We start from the raw sequence: 27,000 nt of genomic DNA, 5'->3' as shown, positions 1-27,000 counted from the left end.
AAATGGAAAATGAAGTAAAAGACATCAGTAAATGCCCATTTCATAATGGCACGATGAAGCACAATGTTGGCGGTGGCGGCACCAGAAACCCCGACTGGTGGCCCAATCAGTTAAAAGTAAGTATCCTCCGTCAAAATTCGGCCTTGTCCAATCCGATGGAGAAAGATTTCGACTATGCCGAAGCCTTCAAAAGTCTTGACCTGGAAGCCGTAAAGAAAGACCTTCATGCGCTGATGACCGATTCTCAGGATTGGTGGCCGGCCGACTTCGGTCACTATGGTCCATTATTCATTCGTATGGCATGGCATAGTGCCGGCACCTATCGTGTGAGTGATGGCCGTGGTGGTGCGGGTGCAGGGCTGCAACGGTTTGCGCCGCTGAACAGCTGGCCCGACAATGTGAGCCTCGACAAGGCACGCAGGCTGCTGTGGCCTGTGAAACAAAAATATGGCAATAAACTTTCCTGGGCCGACCTGCTGATCCTTACCGGCAACGTAGCGCTGGAATCCATGGGCTTCAAAACATTTGGTTTTGCAGGCGGTCGTGAAGACGCATGGGAACCGGACGAATCAGTATACTGGGGCTCAGAAAGGACCTGGCTCGGCGGCGATATCCGTTACGCCCACGGTTCCCCCGGCGTGGTGGAGAACCACGGCGTGACTGTAACGGATGAAGATGCAGATGGCGATGTGCATGCTCGTAATCTCGAAAAACCACTGGCAGCCGTTCAGATGGGGCTCATCTATGTAAACCCTGAAGGCCCGGATGGCAACCCTGACCCGATAGCTGCCGCCAAAGATATCCGCGACACCTTCGGCCGCATGGCGATGAACGATGAAGAAACCGTTGCCCTGATTGCCGGTGGCCACAGTTTCGGTAAAACCCACGGCGCCGCTCCTGCCACCAACGTAGGCAAGGAACCCGAAGCCGCAGATATGGAATTACAGGGCCTTGGTTGGGCCAACAGCCATGGTACTGGTAAAGGTGCCGATACCATCACCAGCGGCCTGGAAGTAATATGGACCAAAACGCCCACACAGTGGAGCAATAACTTCTTTGAGAACCTGTTCAACTTCGAATGGCAACTCACCAAAAGCCCGGCCGGGGCGCACCAGTGGGTAGCAAAAAATGCCGACAGCATCATCCCCGACGCTTACGACGGCAACAAAAAGCACCTGCCTACCATGCTTACCACCGATCTTTCCCTTCGGTTTGACCCGGTGTACGAGAAGATCTCCCGGCGTTTTCTGGAAAACCCGGACCAGTTTGCAGATGCTTTTGCAAGAGCATGGTTTAAACTGACCCATCGTGATATGGGGCCGCGCAGCCGCTACCTCGGCGCCGACGTGCCGGCAGAAGTACTGCTCTGGCAAGATCCTATTCCTGAAGTGGACCATCCGCTGATCAATGAGCAGGACATCGCAGCGCTGAAAACAAAAATCCTCGCTTCCGGCCTCACTGTATCTGAACTGGTGTCCACTGCATGGGCCTCCGCCTCTACCTTCCGCGGTTCCGACAAACGCGGCGGCGCCAACGGCGCCCGTATCCGCCTGGCACCACAGAAATACTGGCAGGTCAACAATCCACCTCAACTGGATAAAGTACTGGGCCAACTGGAAACCATCCAGAAAGAATTCAACGGCACCGGTAAAAAAGTATCGCTGGCTGATCTGATCGTATTGGCTGGCTGCGCAGGGATTGAAAAAGCCGCCAAAGACGCCGGCCTGGCAGTCACCGTACCATTTACGCCCGGCCGCATGGACGCTTCACAAGAACAGACAGACGTTGAATCAGCAGGCTTCCTGGAACCGCTGGCAGATGGATTCCGCAACTACCGCAAAGCAAAAATCCCGGTGTCCACCGAAGAACTGCTGATCGACAAAGCGCAGCTGCTCACCCTCACGGCCCCTGAGCTGACCGTGCTGCTGGGCGGTCTGCGGGTGCTGAACATCAACTATGATGGCTCCAAACACGGTGTCTTCACCGACCGTCCGGGCCAGCTGACAAACGATTTCTTCGTCAACCTCCTCGATATGAGAACCGCATGGAAAGCCACCGGTCCGGACAAGGAAGTGTACGAAGGCAGCGACCGCAGCACCGGAAAAGTAAAATGGACTGGCACCCGTGCAGACCTGGTATTCGGCGCCAATGCTGAACTGAGGGCTGTTGCAGAAGTATATGGCAGCGCAGACGGACAACCTAAATTTGTCAAAGACTTCGTGGCCGCATGGGATAAAGTGATGAATCTCGACCGGTTCGATTTACACAGATAATCTTTCTCATAAGAGCTAAAACAAAACAGCCTCCATCAGGAGGCTGTTTTGTTTTAGTCGTTCAATCCTTTCCCTGCAAGGATATGATCGATATATTTTTCGATCCTGGATATTCTTGTTTTGGACTGTTTGGCGGCTGAAAAATACAACAGATAACCTCTTTGTCGCCCTGGCGTCAGGGCTTCAAAAGCTTTTTTCAGCGCCGGCTTTTTATCCAGCAGCTGCTGAAACTCTTCCGGCATGTTAAACTCTTCTGTCTTTTTGTACTCCACCCTATAGCCGGCCTTTTCTATTTCTATGGCTTCATAGACGTATGCTTTCAGGGCACGCGTCAACTTCACGATCTCACGCACATTGGTAAAACGGACCTGGCGGGTAGCCTGTACGTTTTCTGTCTGTATCACCAGGATACCTTCCGGGTCGGCCATCAGCGCACCTTTAAAGAACAATATGGCACAATACTCTTTGAAACCGTGCATCAAAACGATATTATTACCGTTGTATGTATAACAGGGTACGCCCCATTTTAATTCTTCCGTTAATTGACAATCAAGCAGGATTTCTCTCAGTTTCTCAAACTCTTCACGCCACTTGTCGGATCTCTCCATGAATGCATCGACTTTTTCTGCGCCGGTTTTTGCCATAGAAGTAGGTTTACGCTGGATTTTATGATTTGATTTCTGAACTGGTTTTCCTTCGCAATATAATCTGTATCCGGAAAATATGCAATTACAGGCATGTTCCGGAAAGCGTTTGTTAGTTTTCTGGCAATCCTTATCTTTATTTCATGGTCATGCAAACCAGGTATTATCACCCTCGTCAAACATATCTTTGTTAAACTCATGCTATGGAAAAAATAACTCCTGAGGATATACGTTATTCCGATCTCGCGGACAAACGATTCAACAAACGTTTTGCAGGAAAGCCCGAATATATTGTTTTGCCAACCAGTACAGCAGACGTGACAGCAGCGGTACAGGAAGCGGTGAACAGTAAACGACGGCTGGTAGTACGCAGCGGCGGGCATTGTCTTGAAGGCTTTGTGACAGACCCGGCCGTTCAGGTACTGCTCGATATGTCGATGATGACCAACATCAGTTATGATACCGGTCGGGCTGCTTTTATGGTAGAAGCCGGTGCCACTGTTGGCGAAACGTACCGGAGGCTGTTTCTTGGCTGGGGCGTGGTATTGCCTGCCGGAGAACATCCGGGCATAGGCATGGGCGGGCACGTTGTGGGCGGCGCCTTTGGTTTTCTCTGCCGGGAATATGGCCTCGCAGCGGATTATCTTTACGGCGTGGAAGTGGTGACTGTAGATGCTTCAGGGAAAGCGCATGCCGTGATAGCCACCAGGGAAACCAATGACCCTAACCGTGAGCTTTGGTGGGCGCATACCGGCGCCGGCGGCGGCAACCTCGGTATCGTCACCCGCTACTGGTTACGCTCACCGGATGCCACAGGCAATGATCCTTATACCGCGTTGCCTAAAGCACCGGCCGCCGTGACCACCTTCAGGGTATCGTGGGACTGGAAACAGGTTGATGAAGGAGCTTTTAACCGCCTGGCAAAAAATTTCGGCACCTGGTGTCAGCAGAACAGTGGGGCCCACTCTCCCAGCCTTCCCTTGTTCAGTATACTTTTTTTGAACCACCGGAACATTGGTAAGCTGGAGATAAAAGGACTGGTTACCGGAGCCAATGCCCGTCAGCTTATAGATGATCACCTGGCAGATATAGCCGTACCCGTTGGTGTCCCGTATGCCTTACAGACAGAAGAAAGCCCATGGCTGCGTTTTGCGCTCAATCCGTTCCCGGAACTGTTTCAGCCGGGTATGGACAGTGTGGCCGCTAAAGTGAAGGATGCCTACTTCCGTCAACCACTGACAGACAGCCAGATGGCAACAGCTTACCGGTATCTGACCGTAGAAGCGCCTATCGGCGGAGGTTTGGGCATGGCAACCTATGGAGGCAAAGTAAACGCCGTTGCACCCGATGCCACGGCCACGGCTCAACGAAGCTGCATCATGGACGTGGCCTGCAATACCGGCTGGGTGGACCCAAAGGGCGCCGAGCCCAGTCTTGCCTGGGTACGTAATTTTTATAAAGACCTTTTCACCGGCTCCGGCGGTGTGCCGGTCCCCAATGAACAAACTGACGGCGCCATGATCAATCACCCTGACACAGACCTTGCCGACCCGGCATTGAACCAGTCAGGCACGCCGTGGTATACACTTTACTACAAAGACAACTACCCAAGGTTGCAACAGGTGAAAGCCAAATGGGACCCGTTGAATATATTTCATCATGCATTGTCAATCCAACCGGCATAAAACAGATAAGCGGTGTACCGACGTACACCGCTTGACTTATCTGCGATTATAAAGATCAGCTGACACCGCTGAAAATTATCTATTGCCCTTTGTAGGTGAAATCTTTGATGTACGAGCCCGCACCTGCTACGATCGTGGCGGTTTCATTTGTCTGCACCTGACCGTTTATTTCGGCCTTATAGGTTAATACAATCGGCTCTCCGTCCATGTTCGTGCATACCACCCTCAATGAACCAAAATCAAAGGCTTTAACTGTTTCTAAAACATAGGTTTTGGTGCTTCCCAAAAACTTTTTATCGTCTACAACAACATGGTCCTGATTTCCCTGGCCGTCGCCATTGATTTTCCATACGGGTGCACCATATTGGCTGGCGTCGTGATTGGCCGCCTGTGCAGAAAATGACAGGTCGTCCATGTCAGAGACACCAGTAGCGGCAACGGTATATTTGATCGTTATCTTGTTAGCTGAAGGAGCCGGATCATCTTTTTTACTGCAACCAGTGAAGGTAAAAGTGGCAACGGCAGCCAGGCACAGTCCCCAAACAATGTTTTTCGCTTTTTTAGTTCCCATTTATGTGTATTGAAGGTTAGAATGAATGTAGCAAAGGTAGGCTGGTGCTACACCCGTGACAATACCGGGAAACCAGCATTTTCCTTTACTGGTTTGGGGACTGGTGTCTGACTACTAACGGGGCGCTGTAAAGAACAGGTTAAACCACAAAACCTGGTATTTAGCGGCTTTCGACCAATAGGCATGATCATGCGCTCCTTCCGTTTCCATATAGGTATGCGCCACGTGATGTTTGTCCAGGTATTCGTGCAGCCGGCGGTTGTAAGCCAGGAAAGGATCTGCGGTGCCGCACGTGATCATCAGCTGTTGCTGGCTGAATACAAAATACCGCGCATTGTCCAGCACATTATAATACTTCCATTTAGTACTGTCGGCCCCCACCAGTTTATCAATACCGAAATCCATCACAAACGGCTTGAAGTCCACCGCGCCGCACATACTTCCCAGCGCACCAAAACTACCGGCGTGTTTCAGTCCCACATACAGCGCACCGTGGCCTCCCATGCTCCAGCCCATCAGGCCTCGCTGGTCGCGCGTGGCGATGGTAGGATAATGCTGGTCCACATAATTCACCAGCTCTCCGCCCACAAACGATTCATATTGACTGTCCTTTTTAACCGGGCTATTGATATACCAGCTGTCAAATCCGCCGTCGGGAATAACGAACAATATGCCATATTGATCTGCCATCTGGGGCAAAGACGGGATATCAGCTTTTAAAGTACGGTCCGGGTTACCGCTATACCCGTGCAATACATATACCGCAGGGAAACGTTGGCCGGTCTTTGATGCCACCGGGACTACCACCAGCGTCCGTACCGGTTTTCCCATAGCATTGCTGAAAACAGCAAGGGTATCCACAGTGGCAGCCTTCACGTACACTACAGGCATTAGTACCAGCGCCAGCCACAGGGCGATGATTGATTGTTTCATATATTCTGTTTTAAAAGATGACAAAAACAACCGTTCAATAACCTCCGAAACCCTTGGCCTCCGGAGGTTTTCAACAGTATGGGGCAAAACTAGAATGGTTGTCTGTCATAAACATTTACATATGTTGATGTCTGTAGATTTTTTTTAGCGTTCATTACGAACATGAGGAGTAAGACAAAGTAGCTGTTATTTCTTTATGAGCAGCCGGTGAGTGCGGAGCACCTGTTCTTCAAACCCGGCCAGCGCCGCGTCCAGACGTTGCAGCTGTTGCTTTTTAACCGCTGCGGGCCGTATAAAACTGTACTGAATACTGTTTCTGATCATCTGTTTAATATCCGCATAACGCAACGAAGGATAGCGGGCAGCCAACAATACGTACTGCCGGGTAAGGTCTGTGCGGAGCACGCCGGCATCATCGGTACTGATAACAACAGGTACCTGGCGGGTATGGTACAGCAGAACGGGGTGCTGCTCATCCTTGATCTTCAAAATAAATTCATTGCTGCTGAGGTTGATTTCCACCGGAATTTTTCTCCGGGCCATGGTGTCTAGCAACGCATTGCAGGCGGTTTCATAGGCAACAGACACACCGTGGCCAATTCTCCTGGCGCCGGCGGTCATCACGGCATCCGTAATATGTGTACGCAGTTGCTCCGGCCTTACCATTCCCATGGCCAGCTCTCCGGCGTGCAGTGAATATGGCACGCCGGGATAGAGACGGGACAATTGGGCAAACATCAACATATGAAGACTATAATCTCTCATAGACACCTCTCCGTCTTCAGGTTTCAGCAGGTTCACTCCCACCACCAGCGAGCCCCGGTCCACTGCCTCAAAAGCCAGCAGCAGCCGCCGGTACACATCCAACGGGGCATCCGACCTGGACGCTGCCAGTTGATAACGCAACATAAACGTTGAATCATCTAAGTTAGCCTGATAATGCAACCGTTCCAACCGATGCAGGAAGTTGTCCACCGCTCCGCTAACTCCACGCTCCAGCAGTGCGGCACGGGCTTTATCCAGTATCTCAAATACCGCCAGGCTGTCTTTCAGCGAGGCTGCGGTCAGTATTTTTTCCCAACCGGTATTTTCCGGCAGCCTGATCGCCGTGTCCAGTTGTCCCACCTGCGTTTCTATATACTGCACATGTTCGCTGACAGCTCTTTCTTTTAGCTCCCTCAGGCCATGCGCCATGCCGAACGACGCTACGAACGACATTTTCGCGAACGTGGCAAAAAAATGTTCATCGGATGGACGCAGCGATTCCTCATAATCCTTTACAGAAGCCATCCGCAGAAACGCCTGTTTAAGCGAATCAAAACGCGCATTGCGGGGCAGTTCCCCGAAACGCTTCCATGGCGCCAGATGCTCCGTTCCCGGCGTGTCCACTTCCGCCGTGGCAGTGTTAACCCAGCCGTTACTGTCCGACAGTACCTGCCAATACGTTTCTCCATAAACAGATCCTGAAAAATGATGATGGAGATCGCCCCCTTTCGGCATGGCGGAGAAGAATACCGTCAGCAAAAGCGGATCATGGCGTATCTGCTCGAAATAATCGCTGACCCGGCGGGAGGTGTCTTTTTCTTCAGGCGAGGGGGTTAACGCCATCAGGCCGGCCAGTATGACCGTTACAGCAATTGTTGTTATGATTCGTTTCGATATTATTCGAATACTGCCTCCAGATGCTTTTATAATGCACCCTGCAACATCAGCCATACCAGTATTAGTCCGCGACATGAGAACAGGACGGTTTACCATATACGTTTTAATGCAATGGAAAATACGTAATTCCACGCAATTAAGAACAATCCCCCAATTGTATTCACTACCCAAGATCCCTTCCAATGCCGTGATCGAGGCAGGGCTATCAAACTATGGTCAAAAGCTAACCGGATTGACGGGCATTACTGCGCGTGCATCATTTTCGCCAGCACATCGACCATCGTGCCAACGAAGACAACTACGAGGTAAAAGGAGAACATACCGAGCATATAGGCCACAAAAGCCAGTAAATAGCCAAGCGGCTTTTTGCCGGCAAAAAACTGGCCGATGGCCCAGGCACAGTAAATGAATGGCAGAATGCTGCCTGCCGTCATCAGGCTGACGTGCAGTACTCCCTGCGCCAGCGCGAACACGGCCATGATCAGCATACCCGTTCCCATGGTAAAACAGAGCAGGACCACTATCTCAAAGAAATTATAATGGTACTTTCTGAATATCAGCTTCAGCCACAAGGCGATGAATAGGCCTATTATGATATTGGCATAGCCGTAATGATGCTCCACCCACCGGAAAATACCGATAGTGGCTGATGTCGCTGTGCCGGCGATTTCTTTTTCAATATGAAAGAAGTGGGCTATGGCAGAGTACACCAAAGACGTGATGATGATATAGACAACGGGCTTCACCAGCTTGTCCCGCTTCTTCGTAAGATACTCCCTGACATTACGGCCAGGCCTGAGCAGCAATTCCTTAATGGTATATAACAGTCCTTTTTCCACGTGCAACAGGTGCTGGACCTCATGCAACACATAGTGGCTATCGATACGTTTTAATGCGGCAGGTTGCCCGCAATGGCCACAGAATTTTTCATTAACAGGGGTTTCACAGTTGGTACAGGTTGATATCGACAGCTCACTCATGAAAAAAAATCTTTACATCAAAAATCAAAACAAAAATATTATGAATGCCTACACTTTAGTGTAAATTTGTCTTGTTCAGTTATACACATGAAAAACAACCTATACTCCGGTCTGCTGACAAAAAACAAGCTGGGCAATACTCCCGGCGCCGATCAACCAAAAGATTACCTCGAAGTCGTGAAAGCATTTGCACGACTGACGTATCAAAGCCTTTACGTGATCGACTATACGGACATGTCTTTCGACTATGTCTCGGACAACCCGCTGTTTTTATGCGGCTATTCCGCAGCGGAAGTACTTCAGGCAGGATATGACTTCTACTTTAAGCATGTTCCGCCGGAAGACCTGCAACTGCTGACCACCCTCAATGAAGCGGGATTTAACTTCTACCGGCAGCTCCCGGCGGAAGAACGGCTGTTGTACAGCATCACCTACGACTTTCACCTGATTGACCGGAACGGCAAGCAGGAATTAATCAATCATAAGCTGACGCCTCTTTTCCTTAACAGCGAAGGGAAAATATGGAAGGCCCTGTGTATTGTCTCCATTTCACACCACCAGACGGCAGGCAACGTCCGCATCTATAAACAAGGGTCGGATGAAGTATGGGACCTGGGGTTAACGAACAACACCTGGCGGAAGTCAGACAAACCAACACTGACGGAAAGAGAAACGGAGGTATTACGATTGCATGCGCAGGGGTTAACCATCAGCGAAATCGCCCAACGGCTGCATGTGGTGCCCGATACCGTCAAATACTACCGCCGGCGCATCTTTGAGCGGCTGAACGTTGACAACATGACAGAAGCGCTGTCCTACGCCATTAACAGCAAAATCATCTGACGGCGGAATAGATCACTTCATTGACCTTTACCAGGCTTGCAGCGTCATTATTACGGTTCCTTTCCGAGTGGTTCCGGCTGGTCACCAGCCCGATACCCGTTTTGTATTCAAATACATTGCTTTCCTCGTCCGGGAAAATAAGGTGGCGCGTCAGAAAGTTTGTGAGCATACGCCGCTGTTCATCTTGCAGGTCCAGCGCGGTAGCTTTCAGGTGTTCGCCGATAGCTGCGGCTATGGCAGATTGCTCTGATTCCTTTCCAACCGCCAGCGGCAGCAGCAGCCAAAACAACAATGAAGGGTCTGTCCTGTCATTATTTACGATAGCCTGCAATTCCTCCCAACTCAACAGGGAAAGGTGAAAATGCCCGCCGGTATTACCTAAGTAAGTATCGTTTAAAAAATAAACGGTTTCATGGGGATGAAACTCCGCGTAAAATGTGACCGTCTCATTGAGGCGGTGCATGTACGTATATCCTTTCCAGTCGCCTTCTGCCGGACCTGTCAATTCATCCAGCCACTCCCCTGCCGGCATATCGAAGATTTCCGGTAAATAGTCCGTCAACGTCATCTCCAACTCATCATCGGAAGCAAAGGGGAATTGCGCTAATAAAAACAGGCAGAAATTTTTATCTGATAACTGAAGTTCCATGCTATTAAATTTATTTACAGAAAGGCAACCGGTATACTTCACCGGCCGGCCTGTAACAGCTTCCGCAGCTGATAAAAGAAACGCTCTGTCAGCAGCAGGTCACGGGTCACGGTTTCGGTATTGCCTTTTAATTCCTTGTCAAAGGTAAGCGTTTTGTGAAAAGATGTATGTAGCCGGTATATTTGCGACGGGCAATGGTCAGAAAATGGAACGTCCTGCGTTCAATATTTAACTGAACGCAGGACGTGATACAATTTTGAGTGATTACAGTGAGTGAGAGATGATCACCACCTTGCTCTGTTTTTCTTTTCCGTTCGTTATCTGCAGGATATAAGTTCCTTCTTTTACGTTCTGTACGTCCATCACCGCCCTGGTAGCCCCGTGGGACAGCTTCATTCTTTTGATTTCCTTATAATACATATCATACAGGATGATATCACTGGCGTCTTGTACACCCGCGGTTTTTTCCATGGTGGCGGTAGTACCGGACATTTCTATATTGAGGTAGTTGTTGGCCGGATTAGGACTGGCCATGAAAGTGTTGCCGCCACCGGAGCTGAGCCTGCCTGTCCTGTTTAAAGCCGTACTCCACCCACATTCGTTCTTCCACTTTACGTACATAGAGACCGATCCTGGGAAAGTAGGATTGGAAACATTGTTCATCCGCACATAAATCATACGCTTATTATTGTAATAGTCCTCTATAGTTCCCCCGATCACGTCCCATTCAATATCCAGTATTGTTCCATTGTTTGCAGGCGGTGCTACAGAAAACTCATAGCTCGCCCCTCCATTAAAGATTATACCGTTACGGGCAAACCCTGAAATAAAGTCAATGGGTGGTGTACCGGTACCTACAGTTTTAGCAGTTGTATTGCTGTTACCGCATTCGCCCGAAGCAGTTACACTAATGCTGGCCTGATAAATGCCTCCAACAGACGATATTTGAACACTGTTACCACCGGCTCCTGTAGTTGTAACAGGAGGAGCCTGACCGTTAATCCTGACATTGGCATTATCTGCATTCCATGTATAGGACACAGCGGAGGGAAAGGGCGGCACAGTGAATGTCTGCGAACTATTATCACAAACAACATTAGGGCCCGTAATAGCGCCCAATAAAGGCTTAGGCCTGGCTATCCTGACCGTCTCACTGCGCGTCCTGTTACAACTGTCTTTCCGCGCACTGAGCGTTACCGTACCTTCGGCGCCACTATTGATGTCCATGGTAAATTGATTGGCGCTGACACGGGTCATAGGCCAGCCGGCATCATTGGTCACATCGTAAAAGTCTCCTCTTGGAACACCGTTAATGGTAATGGTGGTGGCCCCCCGGAAAGAGCAGGGAAACGACTTTGTCATGGTCGTATAGGCTATGGGGTTACCGATGGCTAATACAGTAATTACTCCGGAAGTATCATACGATGTTGTTCCATCGGCCCACGATATTCTGGTGAGGATACGCGGTTTTTTGGGTTGATCATTCGGAAACCTGATATAACAGGTAGTACCTGTCGGCTGGACATTACCATAGCCATCGATCACCGTGTAGCTCATCGTCCAATACGGCCTGGTGGTTGCATAAAAATAGGGATACTGCGTATCCGGACATACCGTGGTCTCCCCTATCAGCTGCGCATGTGCCAGCAGGGAGAAGAAGAAAGCAAAACAAAAAAGGATGGTAGATTTCATGGCATTTCTGAGGGTTTTATGAACAATAATGATTAACGAGCCAGCGTCATTTTCATGACAGGAACAATGTGGGTAACATAATATCAGGCGTACAGGATACTGCCGCACAGGTTAACGGTTATATGAGATCAGTGTTGATATTTGGATAGTTGGGCTACAGGTTTAGAAATTTAACAACTAAAGAGTTCCATCTCTAAGCTAGTCAATAAATCAAAATTGATAAAAAATTTCTGCCACTTGATATTTTTGTAGTCCCCCGTTTTAGGTCAAAATACGCGTACAATTCATCAATAACCGCTAACAACGGAACCTTACGATCCCTATATTTACGCGCTACACACGATAGATATTATGAAATACAGCTTATTTTGGGGAGCACTGGCCACCTGTTGCCTCTCCTACGCCGCCCTGTTGGCACAACAACCTTATCTGCCCGATCATGCGGAAATGATGCAGCGCTACAGGAAAGTGCAGTTGCTGGACAGCCTTACCCGCAAAAAGATAGTACGGCATAACGTGGAGGCCAGCTGGTTTCCCGGAGGAGAACAGTGTTGGTATGCCGTGAATAATAACAGTCAGGACTCTACGAAAATCTATTACCTGGTCAATGCCCTCACCGGCCGTAAGGAAGTCATCAGAGACACGGCCAGGATCAACCGGCTGACAGCCGGCAGCACGCCGCAGTCACCGGTTGCACAGCGTGCGCCCTCCCGGTGGCAGGACTTTGAAACGGATTCTGTATCCGCGGACAAACAATGGATAGCGCGTATCATTAACGGCAACGTCTTCATTCAATCCACCAAAGACAGTACACTGACACAGCTCACCACCAATGGGGCTGACAGCGGACAGGCAGCCCGCTATGAAGCGCTCGCGTGGTCGCCGGACAGCAAATATCTTGTCGGTTATCTCACCCGTCCTGTCATAGATTCGCCGGTGTACCACATTCTGACAGATGTAGCCGGCACTACCCGCGGACAGCTGCGTTCCCAGTCCTACAAACAACCCGGCGATCCTTTTCCGGTCTATCAGCTATACATTTTTTCCGTTGCCGGTAAAAAGGTGATCAGGGCAGATGCCGAACCGCTGGACTTCTTCGGTCCGCCGGTGTTACACTGGCGGCACAACCAGCCTCGCTATTTTTTATATGAAAAAGTGGACCGGGGCCATCAGCGTTTTCGTGTCATTGAAGCAGATGCACTTACTGGTAATACCCGTACCGTACTGGACGAACAATCGCCTACTTTTATTTATGAGTCCCGTCTCTATACACATTATCTGCCAGAGACCAATGAAATGTTGTGGACCTCTGAAAAAGACGGCTGGCGGCACATCTACCTCGTCAACACCCTCACCGGCGCTATTAAAAGGCAGGTCACCCGGGGCGAATGGGTGGTACGCGGCATCGATAGCGTAGACACTAAAAAACGGGAGATATGGTTCCGCGCCGGCGGCATGGAGCAGGCAGAAGACCCTTACTTCGTTCATTATTATCGTATAGGCATAGACGATGGCAAGCTGGCAAAACTGACGCCCGCGGCAGGAAATCACCAGGTGTATTTTTCTCCCGACAGGAAATACTATATCGATAAATATTCCCAGGTAAATGTTCCGCCGGTAAATGAACTGCGCCGTACCGCCGACGGAAAGCTCATCACTGTGCTCGAACGGGCCGACGTCAGTGGCTGGCAGGCCACCGGCGTACCTTTCCCGGTGCCGTTTCATGCCAAAGGCAGGGACGGCAAAACAGACATCTGGGGTATAATGTGCCGGCCCACAGACTATGACAGTACGCGGTTGTACCCTGTTATCGAGAACATCTACGCCGGGCCGCACGACGCTTTTGTGCCTAAAAGCTTTATGAGTTACTATATCGACATGCAGCGCCTGGCCGACCTGGGCTTTATCGTTGTACAGATAGACGGTATGGGCACCGCCAACCGTTCCAAGGCATTTCACGACGTATGCTGGAAAAACCTCGCCGATGCCGGTTTTCCCGACCGTATCCGCTGGATAAAAGCCCTGGCTGAAAAATACCCTTTTGTGGACACCTCCAGAGTGGGACTGTACGGCACTTCAGCCGGCGGCCAAAATGCGCTCGGCGGCCTGCTCCATCATCCGGAATTTTATAAGGCGGCAGTGTCCTCCTGTGGCTGCCATGACAACCGCGTGGATAAACAGTGGTGGAATGAGCAATGGATGGGCTACCCTGTTGGCAAACATTACGAAGAACAGTCCAACGTTACCAATGCCGGTAAACTGAAAGGCGATCTCCTGCTGATAGTGGGAGAAGCAGATACCAACGTACCGCCAGAATCCACTTACCGCGTGATCAACGCGCTCATCAAAAGCAACAAGACCTTTGACTTCCTTCCCATACCCGGCATGGGACACAGTGATGGCGGCCCTTATGGCCGGAGCAGGCGCAATGACTTCTTTGTGCAGCACCTGTTGAAAGTTACGCCGCCGGACAGGAATACTAACGAGTGAGTATAACTGCCAGCTTATTCACTATATTTAGACCTGACTTAACGCGACTTCATGAAAAGAGACAAACCTCAGGGGCCTCAGCTGCCTGTTCTCTCCCAGGCAGTGCTCGAACAGGAAAGAAAGATGTTGCTTGATCTGGGTAATGATATCACCAGGGTCAGAGATAAAAACGATCTGCTGTTCCTTTTCTCCAGGCGCCTCAAACGTTATTTTTATTTCACCCATACCATCATCACCCTTATTGATGAAAAGGCCGGAACTTATACGCCTTTTCTGCTGGACAATGAATCCTCTCCCATCCGGAAACATCCCATGTACCCTGAATTAATTCAGGCCCACTTCCGCCTGAATGAGCCCTTTATACAGGCTGTATTACAGGCCGAAGGCCCTGTCTCATTCCTGTTGGAAGACATCATGGACCAACCGGGAAGCCCTGTTTTTCTGAAGGTCAATTATGAAAAAGGGGTAAGAGAAATCCTCATGACCAAAATCATGATGGAAGACAAACCCATGGGCTTTATTCATATGTACACCGACAAACCGGGGAGCTTCACCCATGAGTTCAAAAGTGTTATCAATGGTATTGTTCCCCAGTTATCTGGTGCGGTGTCCAATATCATCAAAAATGAAGAGATCCACAAAACGGAGAGGGAGAAGTCTTTTCTGCTGGATTTCAGCAATGAGATCGCGCTCGTAAGGTCCCAGACTGACCTGCAGGCCGCCATCTTCAAAGTGCTGGATAAGACCATGGGCACCAAACTGGCTATGATCAGGCTGATTGACGATGATAATATCCATTTGTCTACGTTCATGTGTGATCCGACGTTATTTGGCGGCACTAAAGCCACGTTTGACCAGATGTCGAGTAAGAAGATCACTATAGAAGAACCCTATACGTCGAAGGTATTGGCCAGCAGAGAAGGACTGATATTCAATGTAGCAGAAGAAATCAGCAGTGGTAATGACTATGCCAGACTATGGGCAACTACCGGCTTAAAAAACATGTACAGCTTCCCGTTGCGGGTGGGTGACCGAAATATTGGCACTATCTGGTTATTGGCCAATAAGCTTAGTAAATTATTACTGAAAGGTATCTGCGCGCAGATATCCATCGCCATCGCCAATATACAGGCCAATGAAAAACTGTTGGCCTACAAAAAACAGCTGGAAGACGAAAACGATTATCTGAAAGAACAGATCAGGACCTTCTATAATTTTTCTGAAATCGTGGGCAACGGAGCCGCCATGCAGGAGGTCTACCGCCTGGTATCGCTTGTGGCCACATCCAGCACCACAGTGCTGGTACTGGGCGAAACCGGCACCGGCAAAGAGCTGATTGCCCGTGCAATTCATAACGCCTCCACGCGTAAGGACAAACTGATGGTGAAGGTCAACTGTGCCGCGCTGCCCGCCAATCTGATAGAAAGCGAGTTGTTTGGACATGAACGGGGCGCCTTTACCGGAGCTACAGACAGGCATATCGGCAAGTTTGAATTGGCGAACCATAGCACATTGTTTCTTGACGAGATCGGAGAACTGCCACTGGAAGCGCAGGCTAAGTTATTGCGCGTTATCCAGGAGCGGGAGCTGGAAAGGGTCGGCGGTAAACAAACCATCAGGGTGGATGTCCGGCTGATTGCCGCCACCAACCGCCACCTTGAAGAGGCTGTCCGGAAAGGTCAGTTCCGGGAGGACCTCTACTACCGGTTGAATGTCTTTCCTGTCACGCTGCCGCCCTTGCGTGACCGGCCCGAAGACATTGCACCGCTTGCCAATTTTTTCGTTCAAAAATATGCACGCAATGCCGGCCGGAAAATCAGTCAGATTGCCCCGGGGGCCATACAACAATTAAGCAGTTACAGCTGGCCCGGTAATGTACGCGAGTTGGAGCACCTGATAGAACGCAGCGTGCTGCTATCACCCGATGGCATCTTGAAGGACATTGATATTCCCCGGAAAAGCATCGCAGTACAACAAAGTCCGGCTTATCCCACGAACCGCTCACTGGAAGAGGTGGAACGCAGCTATATCATCGAAGTGCTGAAACGCTGCGGCGGCAAGATTTCCGGCGTCGGGGGCGCTGCGGAGATCTTACAGGTCCCAGGTAACACGCTGCACTCCAAAATAAAAAAGCTGGGCATCACGAAGGCTGATTATTTCGCCCGTAACTGACGGAGCGGACGTCTCACTAAATATCGTGAACAATATCGTGCTTTCACGAAATACAGGGAAAAAAGAATGGTCTGAAATTCTGCACAAAACTGATTATCAACGTTTTGTACTTATGGCATTTAACTGGACTTCCTGACTGCAAACGAAAAACATCAACTTATGAAAATTGTAGTCATCGGAGGCTCAGGCCTCATCGGGAGCAAAGTAGTCGCCAAACTTAATCAGGCAGGCCACGAGGTCATCGCCGCTTCACCGGCAACAGGCATTAATACCATTACCGGAGAGGGACTGGACCAGGCATTGGCAGGTACGGATGTTGTAGTGGACCTGGCCAACTCCCCTTCTTTTGAAGACAACGCAGTGATGGCGTTCTTTCGCACTGCCGGCAACAACCTGCTGCCAGCAGAAATCAAAGCAGGTGTAAAACACCATTTGGCGCTTTCCATCGTAGGCGTAGACCTCATGCAGGAAAGCGGTTATATGCGCGCAAAAAAGGTACAGGAAGACCTGATCAAACAATCCGGCGTGCCATATACCGTTATCCGCAGTACGCAGTTCTTTGAGTTCATTGGCGGTATTGCGAATCAGGCCACAGAAGGCAACGTGGTACATGTCTCTGATCTGCAGTTTCAGCCTATTGCAGCAGAAGACGTGGCTACTTTTGTGGCAGAAGCCGCGCTGGCAGCGCCCGTCAACGGCATTCAGGAAATTGCGGGGCCCGGCCGCTTTACCATGCCAGAACTGATTACCCGTTACCTCAAAGCAGGCAGCGATCCCCGTAAAGTCGAGCCCAACCAAAACCTGCAATACTATGGGGCCAGGATCAGCTATGCAGCATTGGTGCCTGCCGGCCAGGCGAAATTGGGCGCCATCGATTTTGAAAACTGGTTGAGCAGCCAGCTGGCCAATGCCTGACACTCATCACGACATGTTTCACCTCTAAACTGAACAGTCATGCATTTCACTTTTCTGCATCCGTTCAAACTAAAGTTACACGACGATCATTCGCTGGTACCGCTTCATACAGCCCCGCACAATACCGGCGAAGGCGGTGAATTTCTGGATGACGCCCTGCGTATGGAAGACCTCTTCCTGCCGGCGGATGACAACAGTACTGCCCAGATGAACAACGCCTGACGATCTTCCCCGGGGCCGCTCCTGATACGGAGCGGCCTCTATAGCCCGCCCGGACCGGCACCAGCGCTTTCAATCCGGTTTTGGTAAATAACGTACCACCACGGACGGTGATAAATCGCTTGGCACGGATCTCAGGAAGTATCATGTTGTTTCTTTTCAGTGCGAAGACGACGGCAGCAATGCCATGATGGGGCCCAGTATCCCTTCTTCAAATTCAGCTACCATAATAGCGGAAGCTTTTCCCCCGCCAAAAGTGGGACTGATCTTATAGTTTTTTACCAGCTGTTGCTTTTTGATCCCTATCGCATAGTGCCAGTCGCCAGATTCTGAACTGGTAATGATTGCCATTTCGTCCAGCTGCATGAGCTGTTTTTTCCCGAATGGCGGGTTCTCCCTGTATACAGCATTGGTGGCCTTGTCAAACTCATAGCGGACATTATACCGGAAGAAATAATCTATCAAACCTTGAATAACGAGGTAGATAATCAGGGCGCAGCACAGTACTATGGGCGTGTCTCCCAGCCTGGAGTAAAAGACAGCCAGGAAAAGGCCCGTCACGGTAGCGATGATCGCGTACCATTTCAGGCTGGATGCCAACCGGCGGTTAGGCTGCAAGGAAATCATGCCAGGCGTTACCCTTACATTCAACTTATCTTGAAGACTCATGCGCACCAATTATTTCCTCAATATCATTTAAAATATTCTGCATGGCCCTTTTGGTGATACCCTGCGCCAGCGACGCTGATTTTTCCTTTCCATCCTTCAGGAAATATACGTTCAGGGTGGTATTGGTGGTAATGAAATTCCTTCTGATAGAATACAACTCAAAATGTTGAATATCCTCAATAGGTATGGTATAGGCCGGTCTCAACAGGGCCATTTTCACGTCAATCACTTTTCTGTCCATGTCGATTACCAGCGACTTGGTGAAGGCGCTTAATATAAACATCACCGCTGCGGCCAGGAACAGCCACATTACAGCAGCGGATTTGACATGAAAGCCAAAATAGGCAAAGCCCAGCGTCAGCGTGATGACTATAATACTAAATCCGTATTGGGGCTTCATTTTGTACACATTACCTTCTCTGGTAAATCCTTTGGGTTGTTCCATTTTTTAATATTCGGGTTATATAATCAGATTTTTCAATTCATCCGGGCTATGGGCGCTACAGCACTGTAAAAAGTACAGCCGTACCCGTTGGGCGGGCGCAATTTACATAAAATCGCTTTCATTTCTGATTTTCAGCGGTTATATTTGTCTACCTGACATGTACGCCATGAACAAAGTAAAAAATTCCACGATAGTCCTGCTGTTAACCTGCCTTTTCCAATACACCGGATCATTTGCGCAGTCGGGGGGCTCCTTCCGGAACCCGCTGCCGGTGAAGTTTGGTGATCCTTACGTGTTACAAACGAAAGCGGGCACCTACTATATGTACGGCACCGGAGGTGTGGCCAAAAATGGATTTGCCGCTTATTCGTCCACCGACCTTGTGCATTGGAAAGACGAGGGCCAGGTGTTTCATGCAAGTAACCGCAACGGCTGGAGCGATTCCACTGCCGCCTGGAAGGGCGCCTATTGGGCTCCTGAAGTATATGAACATCAGGGGCGGTTTTATCTTTTCTATAGCGCGCAGTGGAAATACAATCCTGGCAAAGAACTGGAAAATTTTCGTATAGGAGTGGCCGTATCAGACAGCCCTACCGGGCCTTTCACCGACCTGTCCGACAAACCTGTTTTTGATCCGGGTTATCCGGTGATTGATGCCAATGTGTTGTTTGACCCCGGCGGTAAGATTTATCTCTATTACTCCCGCTGTTGCTACAAACATCCGGTGCAAAGCGAGGTGGCTGACTGGGCGAGAAAAAAAGGTTGGTTTGATACGATAGAAGAAAGCTGGGTATATGGTGTTGAACTTAAACCGGATTTCAGCGGGGTTATCGGAGAACCGGTATTGTTGCTTCGTCCGCCGGTGAAGATGGACGATAAACAAGCGGAATGGGAGAGCCGCTCCGTTACGTCCAAAGAAGTCAATCGCCGCTGGACAGAAGGTTCTGTCATCTTTAAAAAAGCGGGCACCTACTACATGATGTATTCCGCCAATTATTTCGGCGGCAAGAACTACGCCGTGGGATATGCCATCTCCAAAAGCCCGCTCGGCCCGTTTGTCAAAGCAGCCAACAATCCTGTATTGCAGAAAAATACAGATAAAGGTGGCGTAGTGACAGGAACAGGCCACAACAGCATTACGTATTCACCTGACGGTAAGGAGATGTTCTGTGTGTATCATGCCCGAACGCTGGCCACCGGTGAAGAACGGGTGGTATTTATAGACCGGATGAAAGTCTTGCCGGACGGCAGGCTGGTGGTGGAAGGACCCACAACCGGGCCTCAGCCAGTACCTAAACATAAATGAAACGAACGCACGAAGAAAGTCAAATCACCATTACATCATATATAAGGTAACATTATCTTTCCACCTGCTTCGCGGAAGTATTTTTTTTGTTTAAATTCGATCTTGGTTGTCATTGGCATTCAACTATTTTTTCAATTCTCAAAGTAACCACAGTAAAATATCTCATATAATCCTCCTCTTTAACAATACAGTTGAGATCATCTCACACTCATAACCATTTCCTAACAATTTAAATCTATCACTATGACAGGAAAAGCACAGCCCGTTGAAGCCATAGGCTCCGAGCTATCAAACGACCCTAATTGTACCATCACCATCACTCCGCAAGGTGGTATATCCTACTATCCGGATAACGTTGCAGACAATAACATCAGCGATGCGCAAAGCGCAATAGACCAGCTGACATTTTTTGATTTATGGAAACTTCCTCCTTTCCGGATCGACTGCGGCTCTGTGCGGCTGGCAGTAATGGGCGCTATTGCGGGCGGTGGCCGCACCTGGCAGGTACAAATCATTAAAGGGGAAGAAGGCTTCCCGATTTCCTCTGTCCTTGTTCAGGGCAATCTGGTGACAGCTTCCACTGATGAAAGGCGGGATTATGTACAAAAAATGGCGCGCAACGCACTGAACCAAAGCCTCTCGTCCAGAAATACCATGGACATGACCGGCCCCTGCAAATAATAATAGTTGCCGTGCTATATAAAAAGATAAGCCTTCAGGCGATGGTGCCTGAAGGCTTATCTTTTATGGGCGCAGGTTAAATAACCGGACACATAAAGGAACCAGCCCTATGGACACTGCCATAAAAATGGCCACACGAATATAGTTCAGCAGCTGCCAGCGTGCTGTTCTCGCTGCCAGGTCTTTTACCACAGCCTGTGTTTCAGCTATCTGCTGAAAATTGATAATGTTGGGCGCAAAAAATGCAAGTGTCCATGCCCTGACCGCAAAGTGGATGGCAAACAATACCAGCAACCAGTTTCTTGCGAAGTCAATTTTCCAGCAAAATATAATCGCCAGTATAAAGGTGACCTCATGCAGTGAATGGAATACTATCCAGAAATTTTTCAGGCTCGCCCCTCTCCCGTCCAGTAATAGTTTGAAGTTGTCCGGCGGCGCCACGGCCCATTTGGGCACAAATACCAGTGTCTCAAATATCTGCGCCCCGTTCATCAGAAAATATACCAGCGTGGTGATATACAGCCATAGTTCCGCCCTTGTAAGGTAGCTTGTCGTGATATTCATCTTTTTTATCGTCTTTTTAAAACGAAAGACAACTGAACAATTCAATCGTTTTCGTCCCATTTTAATTTAAAATACATCTATTTCGATACAAATATCATCATAAAATCGGTTCTAGCAAATTATTTTGCTATTTTTACCTCGAATTCGATATAAATTATGGGAGAACTCACGAAACTCATCAGTGCCTGGGAAGAATACACGCAGAAAAACGGTACTGCCTCAGCCACCGCATTTTGCATGTATTATTTAGCGCAGGAAAGCAATAATGACCTGTTCGGCGGACTGACGCCTCCTGATATAGACACCACCTTTGCGAAACTGATCGGAAGGCTGGCAAATATGCAGACGGCCTATTCCAAAATGGCGCTGCAAGAGCTGCCGGGGTTTGAGCTGGAATGGTTTTATTTTCTGAATACCATCTATCACCTGAGAGAAGTCAGGAAAACACAAGTCATACAATACAATTTCACGGAACAGACTACCGGCATCGATATACTCAACAAACTGAAAAACCTGGGATATATTGCCGAGAGAACTGACCCGGAAGACAAGCGGGCCAAGCTGGTCAGCGTCACCAAAACAGGAGAAAAAATCCTTTTCAAAGTGTACCAGCTGCTGCACAAACCCACCTTGCTGATGTACAATGACATTGATCACAAAGACAAACAAGTGGTCGTCAATATCCTGAAGGACACCGAAACCAAACACCAGGAAATACTGTCTGCCGTCAAACAAAAGTCAATAGATGACCTTCTCTCAGAAACATTAGGGGAAGAAAAAATGGCGGCTATCATGCAGGAGCGGGAAAAAATGTTCAGGCACTGGAATGCCAAACGCCTCAAAGAGAAATAGCAACTTCCTGTCTTGACTACCCGGCAATCAACTCCATGGTCAATTCCATAGACTTATCCACCCCGCTGATGATATCATTTATTGTCATTTTCACGGGATAGTCTGGCATTGTTCCCCTGCCGAAATTTATTTTGGGATCGACAGCGGTAAAATATCCCTGCAAAGGGACGGTGAGCACCATTTTCGTAGGGCGCAGGTTCACGCCCGGCATAAGACCGCTATTATTGCCCTGGTATCCGCCACCTGTCTCTTCACCGACGAAAACAGCTCTTTTATGGCTGCTCAGCACACTGGCCACATCCGCACAGGACGACATACAAAAGCCGTTGATCAACACATACACCTTCCCTTTATAAGCGTAGGGAGATGGCTGTTGTACTTCAAAAAAATCAAAGTCCTTCACCGTCTTACCCTTCTGCCACAGCCAGACTGAATCTTTCAGGACAGGTTTCCTGTACCAGATGCCCGCTATCCCTTTGATTTTTTTTGCGATTTTATCCGTCACTTCAATCCGGTCCCAATACCGGTAAGGTTTATCGAAGAAAAAACCGGAAAAATAAGCGGCATTTACATCTGAGCCTCCAGTATTATACCGTAAATCAACCACCAGATTGGGAATACCTTTTTGATGCAACTCCTCAAATGTTTTGTCCATAAATTCCTTAAACCGCTGGTCTCCCCGTTTTATCGCCGAGTTGGCAAAAGAATGTACCGTCAGAATTGCGGTGTTGCCTGTCACCTGAAAAGCAAGTTGCTTCGAATAGCTGAATTCCTTCAGAAACCCGTTCTGTGCGATATCCTTCTTCATTACTGCCGGGACGGTGATTAGCACCTCGCGGTCATGTTGTTTCACAGCAAGCGCAAAAGTATCTGTCACCTCTATGACGGACCGGTACCAGGATGGAAACATATGATACAGCGCCCGATATTTCATGGTTTGATTATAGCCGTCCGCCGGAATGGCCGGCAGCAGCAATTTCAGCACTTCCGGTATGCTTTTGCCGTTGATGGCCAGCAGCTCATCTCCGGGAACAATGGTTTTGTCAGTACTATAGTTCTTTACCACAAATGCCCGGTTACCATCGCAGTATAATTGTAAAGGCAACAGGTTGGGAGATTTGTCCAACCAGCCTTTATAGTTTGCGCCGGTGATAAGATCGGTATGCAGGCAGCCGATGCGTGCCACCATTGGTTTCAGCTTGCGGTATAGCTCCAGTTCCGTCATAGGTGCATTGACGGTAGTCTTCAGAGAGTCAAGGTATCGTTTAAATTCCGTCCTGGAATGGTAACGGTAAACTCCGGGCTGAGATGTTGCCAACGCTTCAGCTGCGTTGTCAATAACGCGAAGGCATATATCACGGGGATATCTTTTTGTGAGCGCTTTCTGGGCAAACAGCGTGTGGACAGCCAGGATAAAAGAAAGGGACAATAATATTTTGGGCATTCTTCTTTTCTTTCAAAAATAACCGTGGAAGGGTTAAAAAGGTGTTAAGACCGGACAGGACTGGATAAGCTGGTTAAAATGAAAGTATATTCTGCTAATTACTGCGAAGCCATATCTGTCAGGAAACAGCATATTTATATCCTGGACCACGTACTGAAAAAAATAACGCTATGCCTGAAACTTCCGGACCGGTATCTCACCCTAAAGGTCTTTATATCCTGTTTGTCACTGAAATGTGGGAGCGGTTCAATTACTACGGGATGCGTGCAGTGCTGATCCTGTTTATGACCAAGGCATTGCTGTTCAGCAAGGTATTTGCCGCCAACCTGTATGGCAGTTATACCGGCCTCATTTACCTGACGCCCCTGCTCGGCGGCTATATCGCCGACCGCTACTGGGGCAACAAACGTTCTATCATTATCGGAGGTGTTGTGATGGCAGTGGGGGAAATCATCCTCTTTGCCAGTGCTTCGCTGTTTCATAGCTACCCTTCCCTGTCGTTGCTGTTGTTTTTCTCCGGCCTGGGCTGCATGATTGCCGGCAATGGATTTTTTAAACCGAATATTTCATCGCTTGTAGGTCAGCTGTATCCCGACGGAGATAACAGGAAAGATACCGCCTATACCATCTTTTACATGGGCATTAATACCGGCGGGGCGCTGGGGCCTATTATCTGCGGGCTGGCAGGCGATACCGGTAATCCTGCTGATTTTAAATGGGCTTTTTTAGCCGGCGGCATCAGTATGATCATCAGTGTAGCCGTACAGGTGGTTTTCCATCACCGGTATGTGACGGCTCCCGATGGCAAGGTGCTGGGGCTTACGCCCGAACGCGTACCGGTAAAACTGCTGCAGCCTGCCGCTATTATCGCCGGGCTGGCGCTTTTCGCGTTATTGATGATCGGGCTGCTATACCTGGACGCCACCGTTATCAATTATCTCTCTTACCTGATGCTGGCCGCGGTGGTGCTGATAGCAGTGATTATCTTCAGGGACAGGTCGCTCACCCATGCGGAAAAACAGCGCATCAAAGTGATTTTTATCGTTTCCTTTTTTGTGATATTCTTCTGGGCGGCGTTCGAGCAGGCCGGCGCTTCGCTGACATTTTTCACAGATGAACAAACTGACAGGCAGCTGAACTGGCGCATCCCCATATGGTGTATTCAGCTGGTATCGGCTTTGCTGCTGTACACATTGTATGCCCTGTTCCGTAAAGCACAACAGCGGCTGTCGTCACCGGCAGACCGGCCGTTGCGCCTGACCGTATACGGACTGCTATTGTTTTTCCTGGCGGGCATAACGGGAACGGACATATATTTATTGATAAGACAGGAAGACAGCCTTTTAATAAGAGAAATACCACCCAGCCTCTTCCTTTCTCTCGGCTCCATTTACATTGTTTTGTTTGCGCCTTTCTTTGCCTGGTTATGGCCCAGGCTGGGAAAATATGAACCTTCCGCTCCCGTTAAAATGGCCATTGGCCTGTTATTACTGGCATGCGGCTATTTGTGGATCGCTGTTGGTGTAAAGGACATTGCGCCCGGCACCAAAGTGAGCATTATCTGGATCACCGGGATGTACGCCCTGCACGCGTTTGGAGAGTTCTGCCTCTCACCGATAGGCCTCTCCCTTGTCAACAGGTTATCGCCGCTTAAATTTTCTTCCTTAATGATGGCTGTCTGGTTCCTGGCTACGGCCGCTGCCAACAAATTTGCCGGCGTGCTGAGCACCCTGTACCCTGAACATGGCAGGACGGTTATTTTCCTGGGATATGCCATCCGCAATGCTTATGATTTCTTCCTGCTGTTTGTGGCCATGGGTGGCGTATCTGCGATCGTGTTACTGATGATGTCAAAATGGTTATCGGCCCTGATGGCTGCCCGTAAATAAAATCTTATCTTCACCCGGTATACACAGAACATAAAATTCAGTTATTCTCATGATGATGGAAGAAAAGATCGCTCATAAACTTCTACTTAAAAACTATTGTGAGCAGATTATCCTTCAACGCATCGCTATCACACAGCAGGCCATGGACGAGGCCCAGGCTGCCGCCAACCAGGAAGGGAAAAGTTCTGCCGGCGATAAATATGAAACAGCGAGGGCTATGAGCCACCTGGAAAAAGATATGCATGCCAGACAACTGCTGGCCCACCAGGAAAGCCTGCATACACTTCGTATGATCAATGTACAGGTAATCTATAACGCTCCGGCAGCGGGCGCATTCATACGGTCTACCACCACCTGCTTCTTTATTGGCGGCGGCCTCGGTAAACAAATCGTCAACGGGGAAACTGTTGTGTTCCTCTCTCCTGCCTCCCCGCTGGCATTGCAACTACTACAGAAAAAAACAGGAGATGAATTTACCTTTAAGGGAAAAGAGAAGATCATAACCATCTATTAAACACCCACCCATCCAATGGACCGTCAGATATACGAACCGCATACCGACCTGTCGGCGCTTGTTGAATGTTATTGGACATTGGAAAGCCCGAAAGAAACAACGCCCTTGAAAAATACCATCGTTCCCGATGGCAGAATGAAAATGATCTTCCACTATGGCGATCCGTACAAACGGTACACCGACAACGGCGATAGCATCGTTTTGCCAAAATGTTTTGTCATCGGGCAACTGACGCGGCCGCTGGAAGTAGCGCCCACCGGAGAAACCGGTACTTTTTTCGTATGCTTTCACCCTTACGGCTTTTTACCTTTCAGTTCCTCGCCGATAAAGGAAATGGAAAATACGGCCGTTCCGCTGGACCAACTGTTTGGAGAAGCCGGTGAGGCCATCGGCCAGAAGATATTACACGCGCGTTCCACCAGTGAAAGAATACAATTTATTGAAACGTTCCTGGCAGACCGGTTAACGGACGCCCACACCATCGACAACATTGTAAAGTCCACGGTAGACACTATTCTGACCGCCAACGGGCAACTTTCCGTTGACACACTTTCCCAACAAAATAACATCCACCGCAGACAGCTGGTACGCAAATTTTCATCTGCCATCGGTTTAAGCCCGAAACAACTTTCAAAAACCATCAGGTTGCAGGCCATGCTCAAAACCTTGCTACATCAGAAGAGTACCCGCCTTATTGCCTTAGCTTATGAAGGTGAATATTACGACCAGGCGCATTTCATCAAAGATTTTAAAGCGTTCACCGGGCTTACCCCTAAAGAATTTTACGGAGACCATCTGAAGATGTCCTTGATTTTTGACAGCCAGAATTAACGATGTCCCATTTTTACAATTTTATGTTTAGGCCGGGCGATAATTTTGCTGCCGATACACATACCAACCGCCAGGCG

The 27,000-nt window shown here is 49.2% G+C and carries 24 protein-coding genes; 13 read left to right on the top strand and 11 right to left on the bottom strand.

The genetic code is table 11. From position 1 onward, the window contains the following. Nucleotides 1-2 precede the first annotated feature (2 nt). Entirely contained in the window at nt 3-2,273 is a 2,271-nt protein-coding gene (gene katG / locus ACTJJS_RS26595) for a catalase/peroxidase HPI (RefSeq protein ID WP_440666387.1), read from the top strand. 53 nt (nt 2,274-2,326) lie between these two features. Here katG and ACTJJS_RS26590 read toward each other — a convergent pair whose 3' ends face one another. Next, nucleotides 2,327-2,917 carry a YdeI/OmpD-associated family protein gene (locus ACTJJS_RS26590; RefSeq protein WP_168874051.1) on the bottom strand — a complete coding sequence of 197 codons (591 nt, stop codon included), beginning with the start codon at nt 2,915-2,917 and terminating at the stop codon, nt 2,327-2,329. Between the two features lie 203 nt (nt 2,918-3,120). Here ACTJJS_RS26590 and ACTJJS_RS26585 point away from each other — a divergent pair, with 203 nt between their 5' ends. Further along, nucleotides 3,121-4,602 carry an FAD-dependent oxidoreductase gene (locus tag ACTJJS_RS26585; protein WP_440666385.1) on the top strand — a complete coding sequence of 494 codons (1,482 nt, stop codon included), beginning with the start codon at nt 3,121-3,123 and terminating at the stop codon, nt 4,600-4,602. Nucleotides 4,603-4,681: 79 nt separating this feature from the next. On the opposite strand, the gene ACTJJS_RS26580 is transcribed toward ACTJJS_RS26585, so the two are convergent. The 4 genes from ACTJJS_RS26580 to ACTJJS_RS26565 all read right to left on the bottom strand — a co-directional run bounded on the left by ACTJJS_RS26580 (nt 4,682) and on the right by ACTJJS_RS26565 (nt 8,748). Then, on the bottom strand, nt 4,682-5,173 hold the full coding sequence (locus ACTJJS_RS26580) for a hypothetical protein (RefSeq protein ID WP_440666384.1): 492 nt from the start codon (nt 5,171-5,173) through the stop codon (nt 4,682-4,684). Nucleotides 5,174-5,287: 114 nt separating this feature from the next. Further along, the gene (locus tag ACTJJS_RS26575; RefSeq protein WP_440666382.1) at nt 5,288-6,106 is read right to left on the bottom strand and encodes an alpha/beta hydrolase; all 819 of its coding nucleotides are present in this window, start codon (nt 6,104-6,106) and stop codon (nt 5,288-5,290) included. A gap of 186 nt (nt 6,107-6,292) precedes the next feature. After that, complete coding sequence (locus ACTJJS_RS26570; RefSeq protein WP_440666381.1) at nt 6,293-7,714, bottom strand: hypothetical protein; 1,422 nt, start codon at nt 7,712-7,714, stop codon at nt 6,293-6,295. Between the two features lie 296 nt (nt 7,715-8,010). After that, nucleotides 8,011-8,748, bottom strand: coding sequence for a DUF3667 domain-containing protein (locus ACTJJS_RS26565; RefSeq protein ID WP_440666379.1), 738 nt, complete (start codon nt 8,746-8,748; stop codon nt 8,011-8,013). A gap of 87 nt (nt 8,749-8,835) precedes the next feature. Between ACTJJS_RS26565 and ACTJJS_RS26560 the strand changes: the two genes are divergently transcribed. Then, on the top strand, nt 8,836-9,591 hold the full coding sequence (locus ACTJJS_RS26560) for a response regulator transcription factor (protein WP_343746599.1): 756 nt from the start codon (nt 8,836-8,838) through the stop codon (nt 9,589-9,591). On the opposite strand, the gene ACTJJS_RS26555 is transcribed toward ACTJJS_RS26560, so the two are convergent. Together ACTJJS_RS26555 and ACTJJS_RS26550 are read right to left on the bottom strand one after the other, a co-directional pair. Continuing rightward, a complete protein-coding gene (locus ACTJJS_RS26555) occupies nt 9,584-10,240 on the bottom strand; it encodes an Imm19 family immunity protein (protein ID WP_440666377.1) in 657 nt (218 codons plus the stop codon). The genes ACTJJS_RS26560 and ACTJJS_RS26555 overlap by 8 nt on opposite strands. A gap of 264 nt (nt 10,241-10,504) precedes the next feature. Continuing rightward, nucleotides 10,505-11,932 carry a T9SS type A sorting domain-containing protein gene (locus ACTJJS_RS26550; protein ID WP_440666376.1) on the bottom strand — a complete coding sequence of 476 codons (1,428 nt, stop codon included), beginning with the start codon at nt 11,930-11,932 and terminating at the stop codon, nt 10,505-10,507. Nucleotides 11,933-12,283: 351 nt separating this feature from the next. On the opposite strand from ACTJJS_RS26550, the gene ACTJJS_RS26545 reads away from it, so the two are divergent. The 4 genes from ACTJJS_RS26545 (at nt 12,284) to ACTJJS_RS26530 (ending at nt 17,731) form a co-directional block, all read left to right on the top strand. Beyond that, complete coding sequence (locus tag ACTJJS_RS26545) at nt 12,284-14,422, top strand: prolyl oligopeptidase family serine peptidase (RefSeq protein ID WP_440666374.1); 2,139 nt, start codon at nt 12,284-12,286, stop codon at nt 14,420-14,422. 51 nt (nt 14,423-14,473) lie between these two features. After that, a complete protein-coding gene (locus ACTJJS_RS26540; RefSeq protein ID WP_440666372.1) occupies nt 14,474-16,594 on the top strand; it encodes a sigma 54-interacting transcriptional regulator in 2,121 nt (706 codons plus the stop codon). Between the two features lie 159 nt (nt 16,595-16,753). Beyond that, a complete protein-coding gene (locus ACTJJS_RS26535; protein WP_440666370.1) occupies nt 16,754-17,509 on the top strand; it encodes an SDR family oxidoreductase in 756 nt (251 codons plus the stop codon). A 39-nt stretch (nt 17,510-17,548) separates the two neighbouring features. Next, entirely contained in the window at nt 17,549-17,731 is a 183-nt protein-coding gene (locus ACTJJS_RS26530) for a hypothetical protein (protein WP_440666368.1), read from the top strand. 156 nt (nt 17,732-17,887) lie between these two features. On the opposite strand, the gene ACTJJS_RS26525 is transcribed toward ACTJJS_RS26530, so the two are convergent. Continuing rightward, nucleotides 17,888-18,397 (bottom strand): hypothetical protein, encoded by a 510-nt coding sequence (locus ACTJJS_RS26525; protein WP_440666366.1) that lies wholly within the window; start codon nt 18,395-18,397, stop codon nt 17,888-17,890. Further along, on the bottom strand, nt 18,381-18,842 hold the full coding sequence (locus ACTJJS_RS26520) for a hypothetical protein (protein ID WP_440666365.1): 462 nt from the start codon (nt 18,840-18,842) through the stop codon (nt 18,381-18,383). The genes ACTJJS_RS26525 and ACTJJS_RS26520 overlap by 17 nt, the downstream gene beginning before the upstream one ends. A 166-nt stretch (nt 18,843-19,008) precedes the next feature. Here ACTJJS_RS26520 and ACTJJS_RS26515 point away from each other — a divergent pair, with 166 nt between their 5' ends. Together ACTJJS_RS26515 and ACTJJS_RS26510 are read left to right on the top strand one after the other, a co-directional pair. Then, entirely contained in the window at nt 19,009-20,148 is a 1,140-nt protein-coding gene (locus tag ACTJJS_RS26515) for a glycoside hydrolase family 43 protein (RefSeq protein WP_440666364.1), read from the top strand. A 243-nt stretch (nt 20,149-20,391) separates the two neighbouring features. After that, nucleotides 20,392-20,829 carry a hypothetical protein gene (locus ACTJJS_RS26510; RefSeq protein ID WP_440666362.1) on the top strand — a complete coding sequence of 146 codons (438 nt, stop codon included), beginning with the start codon at nt 20,392-20,394 and terminating at the stop codon, nt 20,827-20,829. Nucleotides 20,830-20,892: 63 nt separating this feature from the next. Here the strand turns inward: ACTJJS_RS26510 and ACTJJS_RS26505 are convergent, their stop codons facing one another. Further along, nucleotides 20,893-21,393, bottom strand: a complete 501-nt coding sequence (locus ACTJJS_RS26505; RefSeq protein WP_440666360.1) for a transposase — start codon at nt 21,391-21,393, stop codon at nt 20,893-20,895. A gap of 156 nt (nt 21,394-21,549) precedes the next feature. On the opposite strand from ACTJJS_RS26505, the gene ACTJJS_RS26500 reads away from it, so the two are divergent. Continuing rightward, the gene (locus tag ACTJJS_RS26500; RefSeq protein WP_440666358.1) at nt 21,550-22,245 is read left to right on the top strand and encodes a MarR family winged helix-turn-helix transcriptional regulator; all 696 of its coding nucleotides are present in this window, start codon (nt 21,550-21,552) and stop codon (nt 22,243-22,245) included. A 16-nt stretch (nt 22,246-22,261) separates the two neighbouring features. On the opposite strand, the gene ACTJJS_RS26495 is transcribed toward ACTJJS_RS26500, so the two are convergent. Next, the gene (locus ACTJJS_RS26495; RefSeq protein WP_440666357.1) at nt 22,262-23,689 is read right to left on the bottom strand and encodes a S41 family peptidase; all 1,428 of its coding nucleotides are present in this window, start codon (nt 23,687-23,689) and stop codon (nt 22,262-22,264) included. Nucleotides 23,690-23,859: 170 nt separating this feature from the next. Between ACTJJS_RS26495 and ACTJJS_RS26490 the strand changes: the two genes are divergently transcribed. The 3 genes from ACTJJS_RS26490 to ACTJJS_RS26480 are packed head-to-tail and all read left to right on the top strand — an operon-like array spanning nt 23,860 to nt 26,923. Then, nucleotides 23,860-25,578, top strand: a complete 1,719-nt coding sequence (locus ACTJJS_RS26490) for a peptide MFS transporter (RefSeq protein ID WP_440666355.1) — start codon at nt 23,860-23,862, stop codon at nt 25,576-25,578. 49 nt (nt 25,579-25,627) lie between these two features. After that, on the top strand, nt 25,628-26,092 hold the full coding sequence (locus ACTJJS_RS26485; protein ID WP_440666353.1) for a hypothetical protein: 465 nt from the start codon (nt 25,628-25,630) through the stop codon (nt 26,090-26,092). 15 nt (nt 26,093-26,107) lie between these two features. After that, nucleotides 26,108-26,923 carry an AraC family transcriptional regulator gene (locus tag ACTJJS_RS26480; RefSeq protein ID WP_440666352.1) on the top strand — a complete coding sequence of 272 codons (816 nt, stop codon included), beginning with the start codon at nt 26,108-26,110 and terminating at the stop codon, nt 26,921-26,923. The last annotated feature ends 77 nt before the right edge of the window (nt 26,924-27,000 follow it).

The organism is Chitinophaga sp. 22308, assembly GCF_052045305.1.
GTDB lineage: Bacteria > Bacteroidota > Bacteroidia > Chitinophagales > Chitinophagaceae > Chitinophaga > Chitinophaga varians_A.
This window is presented reverse-complemented; position numbering and strand designations above follow the sequence as displayed.

Coding starts and splice junctions, on each gene's coding strand:
- katG (WP_440666387.1), top strand. CDS start 3: ATGGAAAATGAAGTAAAAGACATCAGTAAATGCCCATTTCATAATGGC.
- ACTJJS_RS26590 (WP_168874051.1), bottom strand. CDS start 2,917: ATGGCAAAAACCGGCGCAGAAAAAGTCGATGCATTCATGGAGAGATCC.
- ACTJJS_RS26585 (WP_440666385.1), top strand. CDS start 3,121: ATGGAAAAAATAACTCCTGAGGATATACGTTATTCCGATCTCGCGGAC.
- ACTJJS_RS26580 (WP_440666384.1), bottom strand. CDS start 5,173: ATGGGAACTAAAAAAGCGAAAAACATTGTTTGGGGACTGTGCCTGGCT.
- ACTJJS_RS26575 (WP_440666382.1), bottom strand. CDS start 6,106: ATGAAACAATCAATCATCGCCCTGTGGCTGGCGCTGGTACTAATGCCT.
- ACTJJS_RS26570 (WP_440666381.1), bottom strand. CDS start 7,714: ATGGCGTTAACCCCCTCGCCTGAAGAAAAAGACACCTCCCGCCGGGTC.
- ACTJJS_RS26565 (WP_440666379.1), bottom strand. CDS start 8,748: ATGAGTGAGCTGTCGATATCAACCTGTACCAACTGTGAAACCCCTGTT.
- ACTJJS_RS26560 (WP_343746599.1), top strand. CDS start 8,836: ATGAAAAACAACCTATACTCCGGTCTGCTGACAAAAAACAAGCTGGGC.
- ACTJJS_RS26555 (WP_440666377.1), bottom strand. CDS start 10,240: ATGGAACTTCAGTTATCAGATAAAAATTTCTGCCTGTTTTTATTAGCG.
- ACTJJS_RS26550 (WP_440666376.1), bottom strand. CDS start 11,932: ATGAAATCTACCATCCTTTTTTGTTTTGCTTTCTTCTTCTCCCTGCTG.
- ACTJJS_RS26545 (WP_440666374.1), top strand. CDS start 12,284: ATGAAATACAGCTTATTTTGGGGAGCACTGGCCACCTGTTGCCTCTCC.
- ACTJJS_RS26540 (WP_440666372.1), top strand. CDS start 14,474: ATGAAAAGAGACAAACCTCAGGGGCCTCAGCTGCCTGTTCTCTCCCAG.
- ACTJJS_RS26535 (WP_440666370.1), top strand. CDS start 16,754: ATGAAAATTGTAGTCATCGGAGGCTCAGGCCTCATCGGGAGCAAAGTA.
- ACTJJS_RS26530 (WP_440666368.1), top strand. CDS start 17,549: ATGCATTTCACTTTTCTGCATCCGTTCAAACTAAAGTTACACGACGAT.
- ACTJJS_RS26525 (WP_440666366.1), bottom strand. CDS start 18,397: ATGAGTCTTCAAGATAAGTTGAATGTAAGGGTAACGCCTGGCATGATT.
- ACTJJS_RS26520 (WP_440666365.1), bottom strand. CDS start 18,842: ATGGAACAACCCAAAGGATTTACCAGAGAAGGTAATGTGTACAAAATG.
- ACTJJS_RS26515 (WP_440666364.1), top strand. CDS start 19,009: ATGAACAAAGTAAAAAATTCCACGATAGTCCTGCTGTTAACCTGCCTT.
- ACTJJS_RS26510 (WP_440666362.1), top strand. CDS start 20,392: ATGACAGGAAAAGCACAGCCCGTTGAAGCCATAGGCTCCGAGCTATCA.
- ACTJJS_RS26505 (WP_440666360.1), bottom strand. CDS start 21,393: ATGAATATCACGACAAGCTACCTTACAAGGGCGGAACTATGGCTGTAT.
- ACTJJS_RS26500 (WP_440666358.1), top strand. CDS start 21,550: ATGGGAGAACTCACGAAACTCATCAGTGCCTGGGAAGAATACACGCAG.
- ACTJJS_RS26495 (WP_440666357.1), bottom strand. CDS start 23,689: ATGCCCAAAATATTATTGTCCCTTTCTTTTATCCTGGCTGTCCACACG.
- ACTJJS_RS26490 (WP_440666355.1), top strand. CDS start 23,860: ATGCCTGAAACTTCCGGACCGGTATCTCACCCTAAAGGTCTTTATATC.
- ACTJJS_RS26485 (WP_440666353.1), top strand. CDS start 25,628: ATGATGATGGAAGAAAAGATCGCTCATAAACTTCTACTTAAAAACTAT.
- ACTJJS_RS26480 (WP_440666352.1), top strand. CDS start 26,108: ATGGACCGTCAGATATACGAACCGCATACCGACCTGTCGGCGCTTGTT.